At 44.8% G+C, this 19,149-nt stretch carries 20 protein-coding genes; 3 read left to right on the top strand and 17 right to left on the bottom strand.

Annotation, left to right across the window (positions count from 1 at the left end; all coding sequences use genetic code 11):
* Positions 1–39: 39 nt before the first annotated feature.
* A complete protein-coding gene (locus A6K76_RS07335) occupies positions 40–654 on the bottom strand; it encodes a PH domain-containing protein (RefSeq protein ID WP_066463595.1) in 615 nt (204 codons plus the stop codon).
* Between the two features lie 74 nt (positions 655–728).
* Between A6K76_RS07335 and A6K76_RS07330 the strand changes: the two genes are divergently transcribed.
* Positions 729–1,433 (top strand): response regulator transcription factor, encoded by a 705-nt coding sequence (locus A6K76_RS07330; RefSeq protein ID WP_066463593.1) that lies wholly within the window; start codon positions 729–731, stop codon positions 1,431–1,433.
* Positions 1,434–1,442: 9 nt separating this feature from the next.
* On the top strand, positions 1,443–2,816 hold the full coding sequence (locus tag A6K76_RS07325; protein ID WP_066463591.1) for a sensor histidine kinase: 1,374 nt from the start codon (positions 1,443–1,445) through the stop codon (positions 2,814–2,816).
* A gap of 45 nt (positions 2,817–2,861) precedes the next feature.
* On the opposite strand, the gene A6K76_RS07320 is transcribed toward A6K76_RS07325, so the two are convergent.
* The 8 genes from A6K76_RS07320 to A6K76_RS07285 all read right to left on the bottom strand — a co-directional run bounded on the left by A6K76_RS07320 (position 2,862) and on the right by A6K76_RS07285 (position 10,300).
* Positions 2,862–3,224, bottom strand: coding sequence for a YxeA family protein (locus tag A6K76_RS07320; RefSeq protein WP_066463590.1), 363 nt, complete (start codon positions 3,222–3,224; stop codon positions 2,862–2,864).
* Positions 3,221–5,071 (bottom strand): FtsX-like permease family protein, encoded by a 1,851-nt coding sequence (locus tag A6K76_RS07315; protein WP_066463589.1) that lies wholly within the window; start codon positions 5,069–5,071, stop codon positions 3,221–3,223. The genes A6K76_RS07320 and A6K76_RS07315 overlap by 4 nt, the downstream gene beginning before the upstream one ends.
* On the bottom strand, positions 5,058–5,825 hold the full coding sequence (locus tag A6K76_RS07310) for an ABC transporter ATP-binding protein (RefSeq protein ID WP_066463587.1): 768 nt from the start codon (positions 5,823–5,825) through the stop codon (positions 5,058–5,060). The genes A6K76_RS07315 and A6K76_RS07310 overlap by 14 nt, the downstream gene beginning before the upstream one ends.
* Before the next feature lie 519 nt (positions 5,826–6,344).
* Positions 6,345–7,673: an FAD-dependent oxidoreductase gene (locus A6K76_RS07305; RefSeq protein WP_066463586.1), complete on the bottom strand. Its 1,329-nt coding sequence runs from the start codon at positions 7,671–7,673 to the stop codon at positions 6,345–6,347.
* A gap of 97 nt (positions 7,674–7,770) precedes the next feature.
* A complete protein-coding gene (locus A6K76_RS07300) occupies positions 7,771–8,922 on the bottom strand; it encodes a VanZ family protein (RefSeq protein ID WP_066463585.1) in 1,152 nt (383 codons plus the stop codon).
* 124 nt (positions 8,923–9,046) lie between these two features.
* Entirely contained in the window at positions 9,047–9,334 is a 288-nt protein-coding gene (locus A6K76_RS07295) for a hypothetical protein (protein ID WP_066463584.1), read from the bottom strand.
* On the bottom strand, positions 9,334–9,633 hold the full coding sequence (locus A6K76_RS07290) for a DUF2089 family protein (protein ID WP_066463583.1): 300 nt from the start codon (positions 9,631–9,633) through the stop codon (positions 9,334–9,336). The genes A6K76_RS07295 and A6K76_RS07290 overlap by 1 nt, the downstream gene beginning before the upstream one ends.
* A 361-nt stretch (positions 9,634–9,994) precedes the next feature.
* The gene (locus A6K76_RS07285) at positions 9,995–10,300 is read right to left on the bottom strand and encodes a DUF6509 family protein (RefSeq protein ID WP_066463582.1); all 306 of its coding nucleotides are present in this window, start codon (positions 10,298–10,300) and stop codon (positions 9,995–9,997) included.
* Between the two features lie 378 nt (positions 10,301–10,678).
* On the opposite strand from A6K76_RS07285, the gene A6K76_RS07280 reads away from it, so the two are divergent.
* Positions 10,679–11,839, top strand: coding sequence for an alanyl-tRNA editing protein (locus tag A6K76_RS07280; protein ID WP_066463580.1), 1,161 nt, complete (start codon positions 10,679–10,681; stop codon positions 11,837–11,839).
* Between the two features lie 73 nt (positions 11,840–11,912).
* On the opposite strand, the gene A6K76_RS07275 is transcribed toward A6K76_RS07280, so the two are convergent.
* The 8 genes from A6K76_RS07275 to A6K76_RS07235 form a co-directional block, all read right to left on the bottom strand.
* Positions 11,913–12,593, bottom strand: coding sequence for a metallophosphoesterase (locus A6K76_RS07275; protein WP_342669492.1), 681 nt, complete (start codon positions 12,591–12,593; stop codon positions 11,913–11,915).
* Positions 12,594–12,997: 404 nt separating this feature from the next.
* Positions 12,998–13,357 carry a Na+/H+ antiporter subunit G gene (locus A6K76_RS07265; RefSeq protein WP_066463575.1) on the bottom strand — a complete coding sequence of 120 codons (360 nt, stop codon included), beginning with the start codon at positions 13,355–13,357 and terminating at the stop codon, positions 12,998–13,000.
* Positions 13,335–13,619 (bottom strand): Na(+)/H(+) antiporter subunit F1, encoded by a 285-nt coding sequence (locus tag A6K76_RS07260; protein WP_066463574.1) that lies wholly within the window; start codon positions 13,617–13,619, stop codon positions 13,335–13,337. Before A6K76_RS07260 ends, A6K76_RS07265 begins: the two co-directional genes overlap by 23 nt.
* The gene (locus tag A6K76_RS07255) at positions 13,619–14,098 is read right to left on the bottom strand and encodes a Na+/H+ antiporter subunit E (protein WP_066463573.1); all 480 of its coding nucleotides are present in this window, start codon (positions 14,096–14,098) and stop codon (positions 13,619–13,621) included. The genes A6K76_RS07260 and A6K76_RS07255 overlap by 1 nt, the downstream gene beginning before the upstream one ends.
* 12 nt (positions 14,099–14,110) lie before the next feature.
* Positions 14,111–15,595 (bottom strand): Na+/H+ antiporter subunit D, encoded by a 1,485-nt coding sequence (locus A6K76_RS07250; protein ID WP_066463571.1) that lies wholly within the window; start codon positions 15,593–15,595, stop codon positions 14,111–14,113.
* Positions 15,588–15,926 carry a Na(+)/H(+) antiporter subunit C gene (locus A6K76_RS07245; protein ID WP_066463570.1) on the bottom strand — a complete coding sequence of 113 codons (339 nt, stop codon included), beginning with the start codon at positions 15,924–15,926 and terminating at the stop codon, positions 15,588–15,590. The genes A6K76_RS07250 and A6K76_RS07245 overlap by 8 nt, the downstream gene beginning before the upstream one ends.
* Complete coding sequence (locus A6K76_RS07240) at positions 15,926–16,357, bottom strand: Na(+)/H(+) antiporter subunit B (protein ID WP_066463568.1); 432 nt, start codon at positions 16,355–16,357, stop codon at positions 15,926–15,928. The genes A6K76_RS07245 and A6K76_RS07240 overlap by 1 nt, the downstream gene beginning before the upstream one ends.
* Positions 16,344–18,752 carry a Na+/H+ antiporter subunit A gene (locus tag A6K76_RS07235; RefSeq protein ID WP_066463566.1) on the bottom strand — a complete coding sequence of 803 codons (2,409 nt, stop codon included), beginning with the start codon at positions 18,750–18,752 and terminating at the stop codon, positions 16,344–16,346. Before A6K76_RS07235 ends, A6K76_RS07240 begins: the two co-directional genes overlap by 14 nt.
* Positions 18,753–19,149 lie beyond the last annotated feature (397 nt).

The following is a 19,149-nucleotide window of genomic DNA, read 5'->3' as shown; positions in this document are numbered from 1 at the left end:
AAGTACGAGGAGCCTAAAACGTTCCTCGTACTTTTTTTATTAATTTTGAATATATAGCTCAAACACATGACCGAAATCTTTTTTCACGTGAGCTGTACGTTGCTCCATTAACCAGCGCTGTGTAAAGCTTGTAATTTCTTTAAACGATGCAGCCGGCGAAATGTTGTCATTGCCGATGCGTCCAAGCGCTGTTGCTGCCACTTGAATGCCTTGGTTTGCCGCTTCTAAATTGTACGCGTCTTGCTTTTGCTCTAATGAAATCGCATGCAGCGCCTTGTATAAATCTTTAATTTCCGCCGCAAACTTTTTATGAATGTCGAGTGATAACGGTGTGTTGCCAATTGTTAATTTAATTTCTACGTCCAAATCGATTGTACCGGCTGTTTCTAGCTCTACGTTATCAATTTTGTTGTACTCGTAATCATAACGACGAAGCGCGCGTTTTTTGCTCATCGCATTCGCACCATCTACGTGAATGAGCGCGTAGTTCGTAAAGCAATACTCGTCCGCTTTCGTTTTAATTAAAAAGTAAATTTTCTCATCAATTTCGTTAAACGTAAAATCGTCTGCCTCTGTTTGATCAAACTGGTCACGCGGTACAACAACACCAATATCGGATAAACCTAACGCATCTGAAGCCATTTTTTTGAACATAGAAATCCCCCTTAAAGTGATATAGTTAGTATACGCACAGCATTCCAAAAAGTTTCACGTTAGGAGGAGTTTTTATGCAAGAAAAAATTTTAATTGTCGATGATGAGATCGATATCGCTAAACTGATGAAGGCGACGTTGCAGCGTGAAGGCTATACGCAAATCGAGCTTGCTCATACGCTTGCACAAGGTTGGCATACGTTTGAGCGACAAAATCCCGACATCGTATTGCTCGACGTGATGCTGCCAGACGGTGAAGGGTACGAGCTATGCAAGCAAATTCGCGCCGTCTCGAATGTGCCTGTCTTATTTATGTCCGCAAAAACGGAAGAAATCGATAAAATTTTAGGGCTCGCAATCGGTGGCGACGATTACATTTCAAAGCCGTTTAGCCCAAAGGAAGTCGCCTTTCGCATTAAAGCACAGCTGCGACGCGCCGCCTTTTCAGCTGCTGCTCCAATACCCGCTCCACTTGCTGCGACGACGCGTGTCGGTGCATTCGAAATGAACAGCGACGAAACGGAAATTACGTATGATGGCAAGCTGCTTGAACTAACGGCAAAGGAAGTCGGCCTACTCGCGCTATTTTTGACGAACCCAAACCGTATTTTAAGTAAAGAAACGCTATTTGAACGTGTATGGGGCGAGGCATTTTTTGGCTCGGACAACACGGTCATGGTACACATTCGCCGCCTCCGTGAAAAAATCGAAATCGACCCGTCCAACCCGAAATTCATTACGACCGTTAAAGGGCTCGGCTATAAATTCGTCGTGCAGTAGGAGGTTTGTATGCAGCTTAAATTAACGCGCCGATTTCTATTAATTGTGCTCGCCGTCTTTAGCGTACTTTTATTCATGAACGCGCTCATTTTTTTATATTTACTGTTTCAACAAAATACGCAATCGATCGACACGCTACAATCACCGACGATTGAGCAATTTACGCGCCAACTCGACGAACACGCAATCATAAGCGACGACGGTGTGACGTTTCCAAAAGCGGTGACGGAGCAGCTAACGTCGTTTAACGCATGGCTGCAAGTGCTCGATTTTTCTGGCAACGTCGTGTCGAGCTTTAACGTACCGGACGACATACTAACTACGTATCGCCCTGTCGATATCGTACAATCGTATCGCTATCAAGAACAGTTCGATACGACGACGTTTTTCGGTGACGGTGCGCAATACAACTACATTGTCGGTGTCGTCAATGCCGATTTAGAACGCATCGTTTTGACATATGAAACGACAAACTTGCTTGATGTGATGCGCAAATTATTTATTATCATCGCGATTATAAATGTCGCAATCATTGTCATCGCAGGCTGGGTTTTCAGCCGCCCACTCACGAAGCCAATTGCACGTATTATTGATGCAATTCAACTGCTAGAGACGAAGCAGCCGCTACCTGTACAAAAAAAATCAGGCTTGTATGCGCCCGTGTTTAACAACTTACAAAGCGTGTCGCACAATTTAGCACAAGCAGAGGCAGAGCGACTGAAGCTGGAGCGTATGCGCGAGGAATGGATTAGCAACGTGTCGCACGATTTAAAAACACCGCTCGCCTCGATTCGCGGCTATGCGGAGCTACTTAATACGTATGAGCTAACGGCGGACGAGCGACTTGATTATGCACAAACGATTGAGCGCCAAGCGAATCATATGAAAAATTTGCTCGATGACTTTAATTTAACGATGCGCTTACGCAACCAGCAATTGCCGATGGAGCGTATTCCCGTCAACTTCGTATCATTCGTACGAGAACTCGTCATCGATTTATTAAACGATCCGAACGCCGCTTCATACAACATCGAGTTTGATGCGCCCGATAAAGCAATTGAAAAGCACATTGATGCTCATTACATGCGTCGTGCACTATTAAACTTTTTGTACAACGCCATTACACATAACGACGCGAACGTGACGCTGCGCATTACGATTGATGATGCAGGGCAGCTAACGATTGCGGACGATGGAAAAGGCATTGCCGCACACGATGTCGAGCATATTTTTGAGCGATATTACCGCGGTACGAATACGGCGACAATCGAAGGAACAGGGCTCGGCATGGCGATTGCACGCGATATTATCGAGGCGCACGATGGCTCGGTATTACTGCATAGCGAACAAGGTGTCGGCACAACAGTTACGATTACACTATAACGTCAAAATCCCGAGTGTGCGACATGTCACCTACTCGGGAGTTGTTTATTGCTCGAAATGTTTCTTCACATTTGCTGGCATATCGTCTAACTGCACTTCATCATACGACGTTACAACATCACTATCTTTTACATACAGCATTAAGTAGGCATTCGCACGAAGCTCCTTATGCGCTGAAAAATCTAACAGCTGCATGTTATCTTCCTCATCATATGCTGGCAACGTATACGAGAAATTTTCGTATACCGCTCCTTTCGCATCAATAAACTCATCAATTGCTGGTCGCTCCGTAATTTGTACGTAATAATGCTCTTTATTTAAACGATTCCAATCGATTGAAATAAGCGCAAAACCAACGCCGACTAATACGATGAAAAACGCAAGTATGCTAATTAAAAACTTTTTCATACAATCCCTCTTTTCGTTAATTTATAAAAGTTCCATACAGTGAACACGTAATATAATGCATACACAGCGACATACAATGCCATCCATACGAGCACCGGCTTCATCACGTCCATCATAAACAGCTGACTAAATGCCGATAATGCTGCGGCGCCGTGTGCAAGCGCTGCAATAAGTGGCAACATGAACGTAAAGCCAACTTGCTGTGCAATCGTTTTAAGCATCATGCGCTTACTAACACCAATTTTACGCAATACCGCGTATTTGTCACGGTCTTCCTCTGCCTCTGTTAACACTTTGAAATAAATGATTGAGCCCGTTGCTGTTAAAAAGACGAGCCCTAAAAAACTGCCGACGAATAACAATGAACCTGCACCTGCAATACTTGCTGCGTAATCTCGCGGGAAGCTCGCAAAGTTCGCCTCGTCATCAAGCTGTGTGGCAAGCTGCTCTGAAAGCTCCTGCTGCTCTTTTTCGTTTTCATACGTGTAAACGTACACTATATTCATCACTTCCATATCGGCAAACTGCTCATCTGGTACGACAAGCATCGCCATACCAACGAAGCCGTTTAAAACTTGCTCCGTCGTAATCGCATCAATCGTGATCGTTTCTGATGCGTTCGTAAACGTTACGCCCGCTTTCATGTCCGAAAAATCTTCGCTGTAATACGCGCTCAGTAATACGTATTCCCCGTCTACTGCTTCCTTTTGCTGAAGCGTCGCTAATTGCTCGTATTCACTGCGGCTAATCACCGTGTAGCGGTAAGTTTGACCGTCTTCACCGATTAGCTCTAGCTCGGCATACGGTACGTCCGCCTCATACACTTTTTCTTCATTCGGTACGTCGAGCGGCTCGCCAACAGACATGAACGTATTCGGGTTCGCACTTTTCGTCGTCTCACCCGTCATGTAATAAATGCTGTACACTGCACCACCTGCTGTAATCGTCGTCGCACTTAAAATCGAAATAATTGTGAGCGACTTCGCGTTTGCACGAATGCGATATAGCAGCTGTGAAGTCGTTACGGCGTTTAAACCTTTCCATGACCAGTTGTGCATCTTTTTTAGCAGCAGTAACGCATACACCGTCACACTATTAAAAAGTAAAAACGTGCCAAGTATCGTTAATGCGATGACGACGATTGGCACTGTTAAATAGCCCATCAGTTGCCAAAGCTTCGATGTGAAAATGTTTGTGAGCGATAAGTAATACGCAATCGCTAGTAATACGACGCCGGTAAATGCAGAAAACGCTGATGCACTCGGTAGCGGTTCGCCCTTTTTCGATGCGTGGAATAAGTCGATTAATGAAAATTGATAAATGACGCGGTAGCCTTGTAGCGACGTCACCGTAAATAACAGCATAAAGACGATGACCGTTTGCTTCACCGCTTCAGGTGAAAATACGAAATCTGCAACGACCGAATAGCCCATCAACTGCACTAAAATCGTCAGCAGCCCTTTCGATAATAAAAAGCCAATGAGCATGCCCGCAACGAGCGCAAGCAGCCCTATGATCATATTTTCCAAAAATAGCATCATGCCGATTTTTCGTTTGCGCACACCGAGCAATGAATAGAGCGCGACTTCCTTTTTACGCTTTTTCATAAAGAAGCTGTTCGAATAAAAAATGAAAATAGCTACGAAGCAAATTAAGACGATGGATGATGCGTTCATAATGCCGTCGATGCGCGTATTCGTTTTCGTTAACATGTAAATGTCGTCGCTATATTTAAGTGTGACGAACGTGAAGTAAATGACGATTGCAAACATCATCGAGGCGATGTACAAGCTGTAACTCGATACATTTCGCATGACGTTTTTACGCGCTAAACTAAATAACGTCATGACGGTCACCGCCCATTTGTGCAATCGTTTGTAAAATTTGCTCTAAAAATTGCTGACGTGTTTTCGTCCCTTTAACAATTTCAAGAGCGAGCTTGCCGTCTTGTATGAAAATAATGCGGCGACAAAAACTCGCGGCGTATGCATCGTGCGTTACCATCATAATTGTCGCCTCTTTTTCCTCGTTCAGTCGCAAGAAGCTATGCAGTAGTTCCGTTGCCGATTTCGAATCGAGCGCACCTGTTGGCTCGTCCGCAAAAATTAACTTCGGCTCGGTTACAAGCGCACGGGAAGCGGCAGTTCGTTGCTTTTGCCCACCTGAAATTTCGTACGGGTATTTATGCAGCAGCTGCTCAATGCCAAATAGCTGTGCAATTTCCTCGACTTTTTTAGCGATCACTTTCGCTGGCTTTTTCGCAATCGCAAGCGGCAGTAAAATGTTTTCTTGCACCGTCAATGAATCGAGCAAATTGTAATCTTGGAAAATGAAGCCTAAATGGTCGCGGCGAAAATCGGTTAGTTGATCGGCGTTCATCGTTGACACCGTTTGCCCTGCAATGACGATGTCGCCCGTCGTCGGTGTATCAATCGTTGCGAGCAAATTAAGGAGCGTCGACTTCCCCGCACCTGATGAGCCCATGACACCAACGAACTCACCTTCTTCAATTTTAAATGATATGTCCTGTAGTGCATGAAATTGCTGCGTGCCTTTGCCGTATATTTTATTTAATTGTTTCACGTGTAATAGTGCTTTCATGTATGTGAACCCCTTTCGCACTTGCTATTACACTTACTATACCCCGCGTAGCTTACGTTAAAATTAGCGCAACCTTACAGCAACCTTACGTTTAACGTTTCGCCATTAAATTAGCAGTGCGCGGTTTGCGGCTCGCTTTCCTCGGGCTCGGCGCACGCGCTCTGCTATCATAATGCAGCATTGATTTCGATTTTACGGTTCAAAAAAGCGATTCAGCTGTAGGAAAATGGCGTATCAACAAATCTAATTTACGCAAACGAGCAAAAGATTAATGTCCATGCAATGTACGATATGCAAGTTGAAACGTATATGGCGAAAGTCGACGAGCAAAAGATTAATGTCCATGCAATGTGGGAATAGATGGTTACTTTAACTTTGTAAAGGAGGGCTTTCATCATGAATCGATTCATTCGTGCTTTGCTGTCACTGTCCTTTGCTTTTGGAACGATGTTTAACGTCGGCATCGTCGGCTTTTAACGAATAAAAAGACGACTAGCATAAAACTAGTCGTCCTTTCGTTTACAAACTAAAGCGGTTTGCCATTTGCTGCAGCGGGTCCCACACACCGTTGTATGGTGGCGCATAGCTTAAATCTAAATCCGATAAATCTTTCAAGCTCATGTTCGCAGTCATCGCCGTCGCAAATACATCGATGCGCTTATCGACACCGTCACCACCGACGATTTGTAAGCCGAGCAACTGCTGTGTACGCGCATGCACGAACATACATAAATGCATCGGCTGCACGTTCGGGTAATACGACGCATGATTGTTCGCTGTATAACGAATAACGCGCACGTCCGCATTTACTTCATCGACCGAGCTATTATTCATACCCGTTTGCCCAATCGTTACGTCGAAAAATTTCAGCACCGATGTCCCGAGAATACCTTTAAAGTCGAGCAGTTCCCCGACGATGTTTTTCCCAGCGATGCGCCCTTGCTTATTCGCCGTCGTGCCAAGTGGAATGTACGCATAGCGATTAATGTGGCGTAAATAATGCGCTGCACAATCACCTGCCGCATAAATATTCGACACATTCGTCTCCATTTGCCCGTTAACGATAATCGCCCCGTTCGCGAGCGTATGCATATGCGTATGTTCAATAAACTGCGTATTCGGACGGACACCTGTTGCGACGATTACTACATCTGTTTCGTACGTACCGTTTTCCGTCTCGACTGCTTCGACGTGTGACGTACCGATAAAGCCGAGCGTATTCGTATTCAGTAATACTTCGACACCTTGCTTTTGTGCCTCCGCTAAAATATGCTCGGCAAGCTCCGCATCGATCGTACTCATTAGCTGTGCACCGCGCTGAATGATGCGTACTTGCAAGCCGCGCGACACGAGTGTTTCTGCCGCTTCAAGTGCGATGTAGCCCGCCCCGATAACAGTGACGTGCTCCTTACCTTCTAAATCGTGTAGCAGCGCCTCCATTTGTGGAATCGTTTTAATCGTATGAATGCCGTCGAGCTGTTTGTTGTTCCATCGTGGCATCGTCGGACTCGCCCCGCTTGCGATAATGAGCTTGTCATACGGAATTGAAAACGGCTCACCTGTATGCCCGTCCGTTCCTTCCACAAGCTGTTCATCAATGTCGACGTATGTTACTTCATGTCGCGTGCGTGCATCGATTCCTTTTTCACGAAACGCCTCGACCGATTTTGCGATAAGCTCGTCCGTGTCGGCAATCGTCCCATCAATAACGTACGGCAGCCCGCATTGCCCGTACGAATAAATGTCGCCCTTTTCTAACACGGTAATATTGACGTCCACTTCACTGCGCACCATTTCCATCGCTGCGCTCATACCTGCTGCGTCGCCACCGATAATGACTACTTTCATCTTGTTGCCCCCTTTTTCTTTGTCTCACTCTCTTCATACTATTCCCCTTTTCCACGTAAAAAATGCTAGTGGCGACATGTCCACTAGCACGAAAAATTTATTTTTTCACTTTGCGCGTCGCCACTAATCGTGCAGCGCGGTCAAAGTAAAATCGACGTTTGCCACGACCGAGTAATACGATGATGCCGTGAATGAATAACACAAGTAGCGTCACCATCGCAATTGCCCACGTTCCGACGCTCGCCAAAATCGTAAAGACGTAAAAATCGCTCTCCATCGGTACGTCGAAGCGGCTCATAACGCGTGCGACTTCGAAAATACAGTACGTCACATATAGCGCAATCCATCTGCGCACTGTCGCTGTCACGAAATTCGTCTCGCGTTCAGGTTTCATGCGGAAGCGTAATAGGAGCATCATGACGGTCGCACCATTTGTCGCAATCGGCACAATCGCAAAGACGACTGCATACATCATCGACTTATAAATGAATTCAAATGACGTGCTCGCCTCACCGCTTAATAACACGAGTAAATCCCACGAATAATTAATGATCGCCACATCGAGAAGCACTGCAAACAGCTTCATAAGCGGGCCGACTTCATCGCGCCTTTTCACCTCTTCTGCATGCTCGACAACATCATCGTGCGACGGCAGCAACGCTAACACAACTGGCGCAATGAAGAAACCAATTAGCGCCCCTGTACTATTTAACAATAAATCATCGACGTCAAAAATGCGGTACGGACAATCGTAAATGCCGTAAATGCCCGTCACCTGCGTCACTTCATAAAACAACGTCATGCCAAACCCAATGAAAAATGCGCGCTTCCAATATGTCTTTTCCTCTAAAAAATAGCGCAAATAAACACCAAGCGGCATGAGCAGCAAGAAGTTGAAAAACGCTTGATAAAATGACGGCTGCTTAAACGTTTGTACCCACGTCGCCGGATTGATCGTAATGCCACTTTTGTATAAAATGTCCGATACGAACTGGAACGGACGCAAATTGTAAAATACCGTGTCTGGCTTAATTTGTGCGCAGTAATTTGTCGTCTCCGGCAGCGGCAGCAACACTAAAAACAGCGCTGCGAAAAAGTAAAAAATAAATGAAAACATAATGAGTGATTTCGAAAATGATAAAAAGCCGTATTTGCGAAACGTGTAAATGCACCACGGTACGAACAGTAAAAACGTTAGCACGACAAACACGATGCCTGCCGTTAAAATCGGCTGTACGTATACATCCATCAACAAACTCCTCCCTAAATTAATCTATACTTATAGCTTACACGAATTCGCTGAACGTAAACGTACATGAACCTTACGAAAAGCTTAAAAGCTGCCCGAGTCATTTCTCGGACAGCTTCACTAGTTAAATATCTTGCACTTGCATTTTGCGCAATTCTTTTTGTTGCTTCGCTTTTAATGATTTGCGACCGCTCACCCATTGCCCACAAAGGAATGCTACCCCTAACAGCACGATTGTTCCTTGTCCAACAACATGACCGTTCGTCGTCGCCATCACGTAAGTCCCCCAGCCTGCAAATGCAACCGGTAAAATCGCACCCCAATATACGCTTTTTTGACTTGCTAATACGTACTGCACCCCTAATAAAACTGTGAATAATAACACACTCGAAATATCTCCCAATCCAAACATTACGCTTGCCCCTTTTCATGTTTATATTTTTCAATAATGAGTTTTGCTTCCTCTAATTCAATGCGGTCGTCAATGACGAGCTGCTTCACAAATTGAATGAAGTCGCCATTTTCCGCTTCGACACTTAGCTTGATCTTCTCAATGAGACGGTCGAGCTTTAGCCGAACAGTCGGGTAAGACACATCGTACAACTTAGCAACTTCCTTTAGCGAGCCGGAATTGATGACGAACTTTTTAATAAACTCGATATCTTCCTTTTCTAAAGCTAACACCCAATCTGGAATGTCCTTCATGTCCATCGTATCGTTCCACCTCAACTTTCCTTACATTTATATTAACTTAATTTTAAATATTATTCAATTATTTTTTAACTTTATTTAAAATATAATTTACTTTTATATTAATGATTCGAATTATATCTATGTATATAGACGGTGAATGTATTTTAGCGTTTTGTTCGTCGGCTCTCCACATCGAGGCAGGCTTTCCGCGGGCGTGGCTCGAGCCTGTAGTCTCTCGCTCACGCTTTTCCCGCAGGAGTCCGCCTCTTGTTTCGAGCCTCGTTCACATTCTAAATTTCAATCACCTTGTATATAGTTATCCAGTTCATCATAAAAAAATGTCTTTGCCGATTATACATCAACAAAGACATTTCATTATTTATTCAAAACTTTCCGGTGCTGGCTCTGTTAACTCTTGCTGACAAAATGCTAAAATGTCCGCTTCCTCGTCTTCATCTAATGCGAAGTCTAAGTAGCTTTGATCCGCTTTGTCGATTAAAAAGTAGCTCTTTAAGCTGTACTCGCCGTTTAGCTCGCCGATGATTGCGCGAATTTCGATACCTTGCTCACGGTATAGCTCGTCCTCTTCGTCGATGTCTACGTCGATTAAAAATTCGTAGCGCTTACCTTCAATAATATTTGTCGGGTCTTTAATTTCATCTACTGAGTATTGTGTAATGTCCATGCGTCAAGCTCCTTCGTTGTCTTTCTTTAATCATAACGCAAAACGGCGCGCGGTCAACTATTTGCGTTATACTGGATATGCATATGTTCATTGACAATTTGGACGCGTGCGGCTTCGCTTTCCTGGGGCTCGGCTCACGCGTCCAGTTATGGCGTCGTAACATAGCTAGCCAACACGTATCATATATATTCGGTGATTGAGAATGCTGCTGAAAACCGGCTCGAAACAAGAGGCGGACTCCTGCGGGAAAAGCGTGGGCGTGAGACTACAGGCTCACGCCACGCCCGCGGAAAGCCTGCCTCGATGTGAAGAGCCGAATAACACCACTCTCAAATACATTCATCGTCTCTAATAAAACAATTATTAGGAGGTATCTCTTTGAAACATTTACTTTATTATAACGACGCATACATTCAGCAATTCGAAGCAACGGTCACAAACTTTGGTGAACACGACGGTCGCGCATTCGTCGTGCTATCGAACACAGCTTTTTACCCAACAGGCGGCGGGCAGCCACACGACATCGGTACGTTAAATGGCGTCGCAGTGACGGACGTCGAAAAAGTAGGAGACGACATTCGCCATTACGTTAGCGCCCCAGTCACTGGAGACGTTACCGGACAAATTGATTGGACGCGCCGCTTCGACTTCATGCAGCAACACGCCGGTCAGCACATATTAACTGCCGCGTTTGTTGAGCTTTTCGATATTCAAACGACGAGTTTTCATCTTGGCTCTGAAACGGTGACGATCGATGTAGACGTCGCAGCAGTAACTGACGAACAGCTCGCACAAGCAGAATCGCGCGCAAACGACATCATTTTACAAAACCGCCCGATTGAAACGAAATGGATTACAGCAAATGAGCTTGGCGACTACAGCTTGCGTAAAGATGTCGCGGTCGAAGGGGACATTCGTTTAGTTATCATTCCGGACTTCGACTACAATGGCTGTGGTGGCACGCACCCATCTTCTACAGGGCAAGTACAAATGGTGAAAATTTTACACGTCGAAAAAATGAAAAAGCAAACGCGCATTCATTTCGTATGCGGTCAGCGCGTATTACACGAGCTAGCGATGCGTAAACGCGTGTTAAGTGATGTGGCACGTCAGCTAAGCGTTCCTGAAATTGACGCTGCGACTGCATTGCAAAAAGTGATGAATAGCGCGAAGCAAACAGATAAAAAGCTACAGGCGTTACTTGATGCACAGCTTGATTCAATTGTAGCGCAGCTTGTGACAAATACGATTGCCACTCAAGCGTTTGACGATTTGTCGATGCAGCAGCTTCAAAAGATTGCGCGCGCGGTCGTTACGCAAAATGCCGATACACAAGTATTCCTTGCGTCGCACGTCGATGGCAAAATTCAAATTGTCGCAGCACGTGGCGAAAATGTGACCCGCAGCATGAAGGATATTACCGCACATGTATTACCGCTCATTAACGGAAAAGGCGGCGGCAATGACCAGTTTGTGCAAGGTGGTGGCGAACCGTTACTGACAGCGGCACAAGTTATCGAGGCGATGCAACAAGCTTAGTTTTTCGAGCGTAGCGAGAAAAATTTTAAATAAAAAATGTAAGGCATAGAACGTTTAATACGTCCTATGCCTTTTACTTTGTTTTTTTCAGCTCGACAACGAGTATTTCCGGTAAATTTAACACACGAAACGGCATGCTGCTATTGCCTAAACCTCGACTTAAATACATCGACGTATTTAGCTCATCGTAGCGCCCACTCGTATATTTCGGGAACAAGCCTTGCCCTGGTGCTACAAGCCCACCGACGAACGGAATGCGAATTTGTCCACCGTGTGCATGCCCTGAAAATACGACATCAACTGCGGCGTTTGCATAATGCTCAACCATTTCCGGGCGATGTGCAAGCAACAGCGTAAACTCATCGTCTCGTACATATTGCAGCGCCTCATTTAACATATCCTTCGTCGGTGTATTCATAAGCGGATCTTCAATGCCAGCAATCGTCATCTTCGCATCACCGCGCTCGAATGTGACCGCTTCGTTTTTTAACGTATGAACACCGAGCGCCTCAAGCGATGCATAAATATCGCCGACGTAATTCGTTGCTACCTCGTGATTGCCTAACACGTAATACACTGGTGCGATGTCAATAAAGCCGCGCACTGCCTGTAAACTACGCTCTAAATTGTAGCGATTGCTGTCGATTAAATCGCCTGTTAAAAAAATCGCATCTGGTCTAGCGCTTGCGACGTTTTCAATTAAACGCTCCTGCCCTTCGCCAAATGTCGCATCATGTAAATCTGATATTTGCACGATGCGAAAGCCATCAAAACTTTGTGGTATATTATTTGTTTCATACACGTGCTCGGTTGTGATAAGCCATTCATTGTTGATATATAAAAAAAGATATCCGGCGATGATCAGCAGCACGAGCCTCATTATTTTTTTCACTAAGAACCGCTCTTTTCTGTTCGATATGTTTCGCAATGTACTTAATAATAGGCATTTCATTCGACGCTCGCAAGTACATAAATGCGTCAAGTGCATTACAATTTTGTGACGCGTCAGTTATCCACAATGTTGCACCGAATTTTTTTGCGTGAATTTTCTGTTATCCACAAAGTTATCCCCATTATGCACAGCTTTTTGCATTATCCACAGCAAAAAACGCATTACGAGCAAGCCCGCAATGCGTTTTTCAAAAGTTATCCACAGTTTTAACGTTCATCTTTAAATAATACGCTCTTTAATTCGTCCTCTTCTGACTCCTCAGCAAGTGGCACGCGCGAACGATACGCCGCTCGACATACTAAATGCCCTGCAACTGGCGCCGTCATAAAGACGAAAATAATGCCAAGCAGCAAACGAATACTAATGTAACCGTCCGTTAACCAAAAGTGAATGAACGCCCCGAGCAAGCACATTAATACAGATAGCGTGGCGCTTTTCGTTGCCGCATGCGAGCGTGTGTACACGTCCGGCAAGCGAATCATACCGATTGCACTAAGCACCGCAACGATCGACGCAAGCAAAATCATGCCAACTGCAATCCATTCAATCATTTCGTTTACGCTCAATTAGCACACCCCTTTCGATATATTTCGAGAAGGAAATTGTGCCGATAAACGATAAAATGCCTAAAATTAAAATCGCATCTAAAAACGCTTTCGTGCTGAGTAATACCGATACAATTGCAATAGCCGACAGCAAGTTTACACCGACTGTATCGAGCGCAATCGCACGGTCTGGCTGTGACGGTCCAATGACTAGACGATATAACGACAATGCAATTGCCACAATAAATAATACAAGTGCAAGCAATAATACTTTTTCCATCATTAACGCGTCACCTCCAAAATCGCTCGTTCAAAGCGCGCAATCGAACGCAGCACTTGATCTTTCGTCTCTTCCATATCCATAGCGTGAATGTAAAACACATTGCCCTCCTCTGACACTTCCATCACAACCGATCCCGGCGTAAGCGTCAGCAGCAACGCCAGTGCCGTAATTTCCCAGTCACCTCGCAAACTCGTCTCATACGTGAAAATGCCCGGCTTAATGTTTAAGTTCGGCGTCACGACTTGGCGCATAACCGACACGCTCGATGACAACAACTCCGCAATGAACATCCAAATAAGCGAGATGATGCACCACACGCGGCGTAAATAAAAGCGCGTGCCGTAAAAGCGATGCATAATATATAAAATGACGATGCCGACTAAGTAGCCTGCAATAAACGTCGATACTTTGAAATAATCTTCATCTTTTAGCAACACCCAAAGCAAGGCGATCACTAAATTTAAAATAAATTGTACCATGCGCTCACCTCATCATTCGTTGCCTCGTAATACCGCATCAATATAAATCGATGGGTCTACAAGGACAGCCGCTGCAGCTTCGACAAACGGCATCATATAGTTGGCGCCTAGCCCTAAAAAGATCATGCACGCTGTTAACATTATTAACGAGCCCATCATCCCTTTACGAATTGGCACTTCATCCTCTAGCACGATAATCGTCTCGCCAAAAAATGAAGCTAAGAAAATGCGCAGTAATGAATATAGCACCGCAATGCTTGAAATAAATCCGACCGCTAGCAGCACGTAATCGCCGCTTGTAATCGCCCCTTGACCAATTAAAATTTTACCGACGAAGCCACTAAGCGGCGGAATGCCAACGAGCGCACATAACGCGACAAAATATAGCCAGCCAAATACCGGATAGTTTCGAATTAAGCCGGACATATTTTTCACGACCGTCTCACCTGTTAAATAAATCATCATGCCAACACATAAAAACAGCATCGCCTTTGCGACCATATCATGCATTAAGTAATACACAACGCCCATAAACGCCTGCTCATTCGCAATCGCAAGCCCGAGCATAATGAAGCCAACGCCAATCAACACGTTATATGTCGCAATCGTCTTGACGTCGCGTCCACCCATCGCTCCTGCCATGCCTGCGATAAGCGTTAACACCGCCATGATTGCAATAATCGCATGTGTCACTTCTTGATTATGCGGGAACATAAGCGTAAACGTACGAATAATCGCGTACATGCCGACTTTCGTAAGGAGCGCCGCAAACAGTGCTGCTACTGACGTCGGTGGCACACTGTACGAGCCCGGTAACCAGAAGAAGAGCAGTAACCCCGCCTTTAAGCTAAATACAATTAAAAATACGAGTGAAATCGTCGTCAGCACTGGGTCTTGCCCAACTTCCGCTACACGCGTCGCAATATGTGCCATGTTCAGCGTGCCAATCGCGCCGTATAAATACGCAAGCGCCACTAAAAACATCCAAGACGCCACGACGTTAATGAGCACGTACTTTAACGATTCGCGTAGCTGACGTTTCCCACCGCCAAGCGCCACTAACACGTATGACGCAAGCAGCATCACCTCAAAACAGACGAACAAATTGAAAATATCCCCCGTTAAAAATGAGCCGTTCACTCCTGCGACAAGCATGAGCACAAACGAGTAAAAGAACATGTTTTCATGCGCCTCGCCAATTGTCGAAAACGCATAAATAGAGCACGCAATCGTCACAACTGTTGCAACCGTTACAAGCAGCAATGCAAATGCATCACCGACAAATAAAATTCCGTACGGCGGTAGCCAACCACTAAAATCTAAGCGCATAATGCCGTATGCTTCTACTTCCATTAATAAAAATAAACTAATGATGAGCACGACAATAAGCGTCACGAGCGTCATTAAACGTTGCACGCGTACATTGCCACGCAAAAATACTAAAATAACCGCCGTCATAATCGGCAGGATCATCGGCGCGATTAATAAATTACTCATCTGCATTACCTCGCAGTTCTTGCAAATCGTCCGTCTTATTCGTGCCGTACGTGCGGAAAGCGAGCACGAGCACGAACGCCGTTACAGCAAAGCTAATGACGATTGCAGTTAAAATAAGCGCCTGTGGCAACGCATCAGTGTACGGTCCATCCGAATCACTCAGCAATGGCACGTTCCCTTTTTTCAAGCTACCCATCGTTAAAATGAGCAAGTGCACCGCATGAGATAATAGCGCCGTTCCTAAAATGACGCGAATCATATTACGGGAGAGAATTAAATACGTTGCAACGGCGACAAGTACACCGACTAAAATGACCATAACCGATTCCATTATTGCTCCTCCCCCTCTTCACTAATACTTAAAATAATCGTTACGACGACACCGACAACAGTAAGTGCTACGCCCGCTTCAAAAATGGTTACAGTCGTTAAATGCGTTTTGCCAAGAAGCGGCAAGTTGTAGTACGCATCTGTATGCGATAAAAACGGCACATCAAATAGCACTGAACCAATCGCCGTACCTGTCGCCAGCAGCACCCCAATAGCCGCTATTTTTTTAAAGTCAAACGGCATCGTCTTTTGTACCGTTTCGATGTCGTACGCTAAATACATGAGCACGACTGCCGACGCAAGCACAAGGCCGCCGATAAAGCCGCCCCCTGGAGCATTATGCCCAGCAAAAAATAAATAAATGCCGAGCGTTAATACGATGAAGACGACTGCTTTTACGACTGTACGTAAAATGACATCATTTATTTTCAATGTCCGCCGCCTCCTTTCGTCCGCGCAGCTTAATGAGCGTATACACACCTAAGCCCGCAATAAATAGCACGACGACTTCAAGCATCGTATCGAACGCACGGAAGTCACCTAAAATGGCGTTTACGATATTTTTACCGCCTGCTAGCTCATACGAATTTTCAAAGTACTTCGAAATTGGTTCGAACTTGTCGTAGTTCACGATCGTTAAGCCGATGATTGTTACTAAGCTACCGACCGCCACAGAAATGATTGCATTGCGCCATTTTGTACTCGCCGCTGATGGCTCTGGCTTAATGTTCGGTAAATATTTAAACGATACTAAAAACAGCGCAGTCGTTACCGATTCCACAACGAGTTGTGTTAACGCTAAATCCGGAGCGCGGAAAATAATGAAGAAGAAGCCTACACTATAGCCAATTAAGCCGGTAATCAATACAGATGATAAGCGCGACTTCGCAAATAGTAGCGACACCGCAGCACACGCGACGATACATACAAGCATTAGCTCATACGTTTCAACCTTTGAATCAGTAGACGGATCAAAGTTAAATGCGCCAGACATGACGAAATAGCCGCCAATAACCGCTAAAAAGATGATGTAAATATACGTAAAATAATGCACTAAATAACCGTTCATATATTTGTTCGTCACGCGCTGTGATGTGTTTTCAGTCGTCGTTACAATCCATTCATACAGCGCGTTAAACGAATGTCGCGGCTGCAAAAACGTATATACGTACGACCAGTAACGTTTCGTTTTGTACAGCACAATGCCAAGCACAATGACACCAAGCGTCATAAACAGCTCTAAATTAAAGCCGTGCCACGGAGAAATGTGCGGCGTAATCGCATCTAGTGGCAACGTCGGATACACACTCGCAAGCGCCGGCTGTAACACGTAATGTGCAAGCACGTTCGGGAAGAAGAAAATAAGCACGACAAGCGCACATAAAATAAACGGTGATACAAGCATACCAAACGGGGCTTCGTGCGGCTCTTTATCTAAACGCTCGGGGTGATATTTCCCGAAAAACGTTTTGAAAATAATAATCATCGAATACACAAATGTGAACACACTCGCAAGCCATGCCACAATCGGCATCCAAACGACCGCGCTCTCAAGTGAAAACACGTCAAAATGCTGCAAGCTCGTCACCGCGGTAAAGAACATTTCCTTGCTTAAAAAGCCGTTAAATGGTGGCAAGCCTGCCATCGCAAATGCGCCAATTAATGCAATCGAAAACGTTAATGGCATAAATGGCAACAGCCCACCGAGTCGACGTAAATCACGCGTACCAACTTCATGATCCACAATACCGACCATCATAAATAACGCACCTTTAAACGTCGAGTGATTCATTAAATGAAACAGCGCCGTAAACCCTGCTAGCGCAAAAACCGGTGTGAGCTCTTCCGAAAAGTCAAATGCTAGTGCGAGCGAACCTATGCCAAACAAGCTCATAATTAAGCCGAGCTGACTGACCGTCGAATACGCAAGCAACGCCTTTAAATCGTTTTGACGCACCGCATTGAATGAGCCCCAAATGAGCGTCAATAGCCCGACCGACGTCACGAGCCAAAACCACGTTTCTGCCCCGCCAAAAATCGGCGTCATACGCGCAACTAAATAAATCCCCGCCTTCACCATCGTCGCCGAATGTAAGTACGCACTAACTGGCGTCGGTGCTTCCATTGCATCAGGCAGCCAAATATGGAACGGGAACTGCGCGGATTTCGTAAATGCCCCTAGCAATACGCAAAGCAGTGCCGGAATAAATAGCTCGTGCTGCTGAATGACATCAACCTGTGCGACTAGCTCACGAATGCTAAACGTATTCGTCATCGCATATAACATTAAAAAACCGACAAGCATCGCTACGCCGCCTGAAACGGTAATAACCATCGCCTTACGCGCACCTGCACGAGAAGCTTTACGGTGATGCCAAAACGCAATTAATAAGAAGGATGAAACACTTGTTAGCTCCCAAAACGTATATAGTACGAGCAAGTTGTCAGAGAACACAACTCCGAGCATCGCACCCATAAACAATAGTAAGTAACAATAAAAGTGATGCAATGATTCTTTCGCTGATAAATAGAAATTTGAATACAAAATAACTAAGCTACCAACACCGGTAATGAGTAAACCGAAAATCATGCTTAAACCATCTAAATATGTGGTGAAATTAATGGAGAGACTCGGAATCCACTCCAACGTATGGATGAATGTTTTTCCGTTAGCTGTATGAGGGATGTACGAACTAATCAATGCAAATAATATGATTGGCACAGCTAAAACAAACCAACCAATTTGCTCGCGCTTAATGAATTTATGCACAAGCGGGATCAGTGCTGCTGCAAAAAATGGCAACAGCACTGCCAATTTAATTATCATAATTTTTTTCCTCCTAACATTGAATCGATTGCTAAAGATGAATTTTAGGAGCTTGACTAACGAAACGCTGATTGGCATAATAAGTAGCCATATACCGTTTTGTAATGGGGGTTTGTGAAATACCGACGAAATATTTCACAAACAATTGCGCAAAAAAAATTAACAAAATCAGCGCGGAATTACTCAAAATTGCTATACTAAAATCAAAATTGCTAAGTTCATTCTCTACAAATAGTATAACATGTGATTTTTGCATAATTCATGCAATCCGCATTGAACAGCTGTATTACGTCATAATCCTCTAAAAAACACCATTTTTCCCACGAATCATTTCGAAAAATGCTAAATTTAAGCAGCATTTTTAGCTTACAATTGCTTTAAGTATGAAAAACGACAC

The organism is Caryophanon latum (assembly GCF_001700325.1).
In the GTDB taxonomy this organism is placed as follows: Bacteria; Bacillota; Bacilli; order Bacillales_A; family Planococcaceae; genus Caryophanon; species Caryophanon latum.
Note: the sequence above shows the minus strand (reverse complement) of the source record. Positions and strands in the feature narration are given on the sequence as shown.

What these genes read in the sequence shown, in the direction of transcription:
- A6K76_RS07260 (WP_066463574.1), bottom strand. Translation starts at nt 13,619, where the DNA reads ATGATGGAAAAAGTATTATTGCTTGCACTTGTATTATTTATTGTGGCA.
- A6K76_RS07250 (WP_066463571.1), bottom strand. Translation starts at nt 15,595, where the DNA reads ATGAGTAATTTATTAATCGCGCCGATGATCCTGCCGATTATGACGGCG.
- A6K76_RS07235 (WP_066463566.1), bottom strand. Translation starts at nt 18,752, where the DNA reads ATGATAATTAAATTGGCAGTGCTGTTGCCATTTTTTGCAGCAGCACTG.
- A6K76_RS07255 (WP_066463573.1), bottom strand. Translation starts at nt 14,098, where the DNA reads ATGGTACAATTTATTTTAAATTTAGTGATCGCCTTGCTTTGGGTGTTG.
- A6K76_RS07300 (WP_066463585.1), bottom strand. Translation starts at nt 8,922, where the DNA reads ATGGATGTATACGTACAGCCGATTTTAACGGCAGGCATCGTGTTTGTC.
- A6K76_RS07330 (WP_066463593.1), top strand. Translation starts at nt 729, where the DNA reads ATGCAAGAAAAAATTTTAATTGTCGATGATGAGATCGATATCGCTAAA.
- A6K76_RS07295 (WP_066463584.1), bottom strand. Translation starts at nt 9,334, where the DNA reads ATGTTTGGATTGGGAGATATTTCGAGTGTGTTATTATTCACAGTTTTA.
- A6K76_RS07320 (WP_066463590.1), bottom strand. Translation starts at nt 3,224, where the DNA reads ATGAAAAAGTTTTTAATTAGCATACTTGCGTTTTTCATCGTATTAGTC.
- A6K76_RS07305 (WP_066463586.1), bottom strand. Translation starts at nt 7,673, where the DNA reads ATGAAAGTAGTCATTATCGGTGGCGACGCAGCAGGTATGAGCGCAGCG.
- A6K76_RS07325 (WP_066463591.1), top strand. Translation starts at nt 1,443, where the DNA reads ATGCAGCTTAAATTAACGCGCCGATTTCTATTAATTGTGCTCGCCGTC.
- A6K76_RS07285 (WP_066463582.1), bottom strand. Translation starts at nt 10,300, where the DNA reads ATGGACATTACACAATACTCAGTAGATGAAATTAAAGACCCGACAAAT.
- A6K76_RS07315 (WP_066463589.1), bottom strand. Translation starts at nt 5,071, where the DNA reads ATGACGTTATTTAGTTTAGCGCGTAAAAACGTCATGCGAAATGTATCG.
- A6K76_RS07310 (WP_066463587.1), bottom strand. Translation starts at nt 5,825, where the DNA reads ATGAAAGCACTATTACACGTGAAACAATTAAATAAAATATACGGCAAA.
- A6K76_RS07335 (WP_066463595.1), bottom strand. Translation starts at nt 654, where the DNA reads ATGTTCAAAAAAATGGCTTCAGATGCGTTAGGTTTATCCGATATTGGT.
- A6K76_RS07290 (WP_066463583.1), bottom strand. Translation starts at nt 9,633, where the DNA reads ATGGACATGAAGGACATTCCAGATTGGGTGTTAGCTTTAGAAAAGGAA.
- A6K76_RS07245 (WP_066463570.1), bottom strand. Translation starts at nt 15,926, where the DNA reads ATGGAATCGGTTATGGTCATTTTAGTCGGTGTACTTGTCGCCGTTGCA.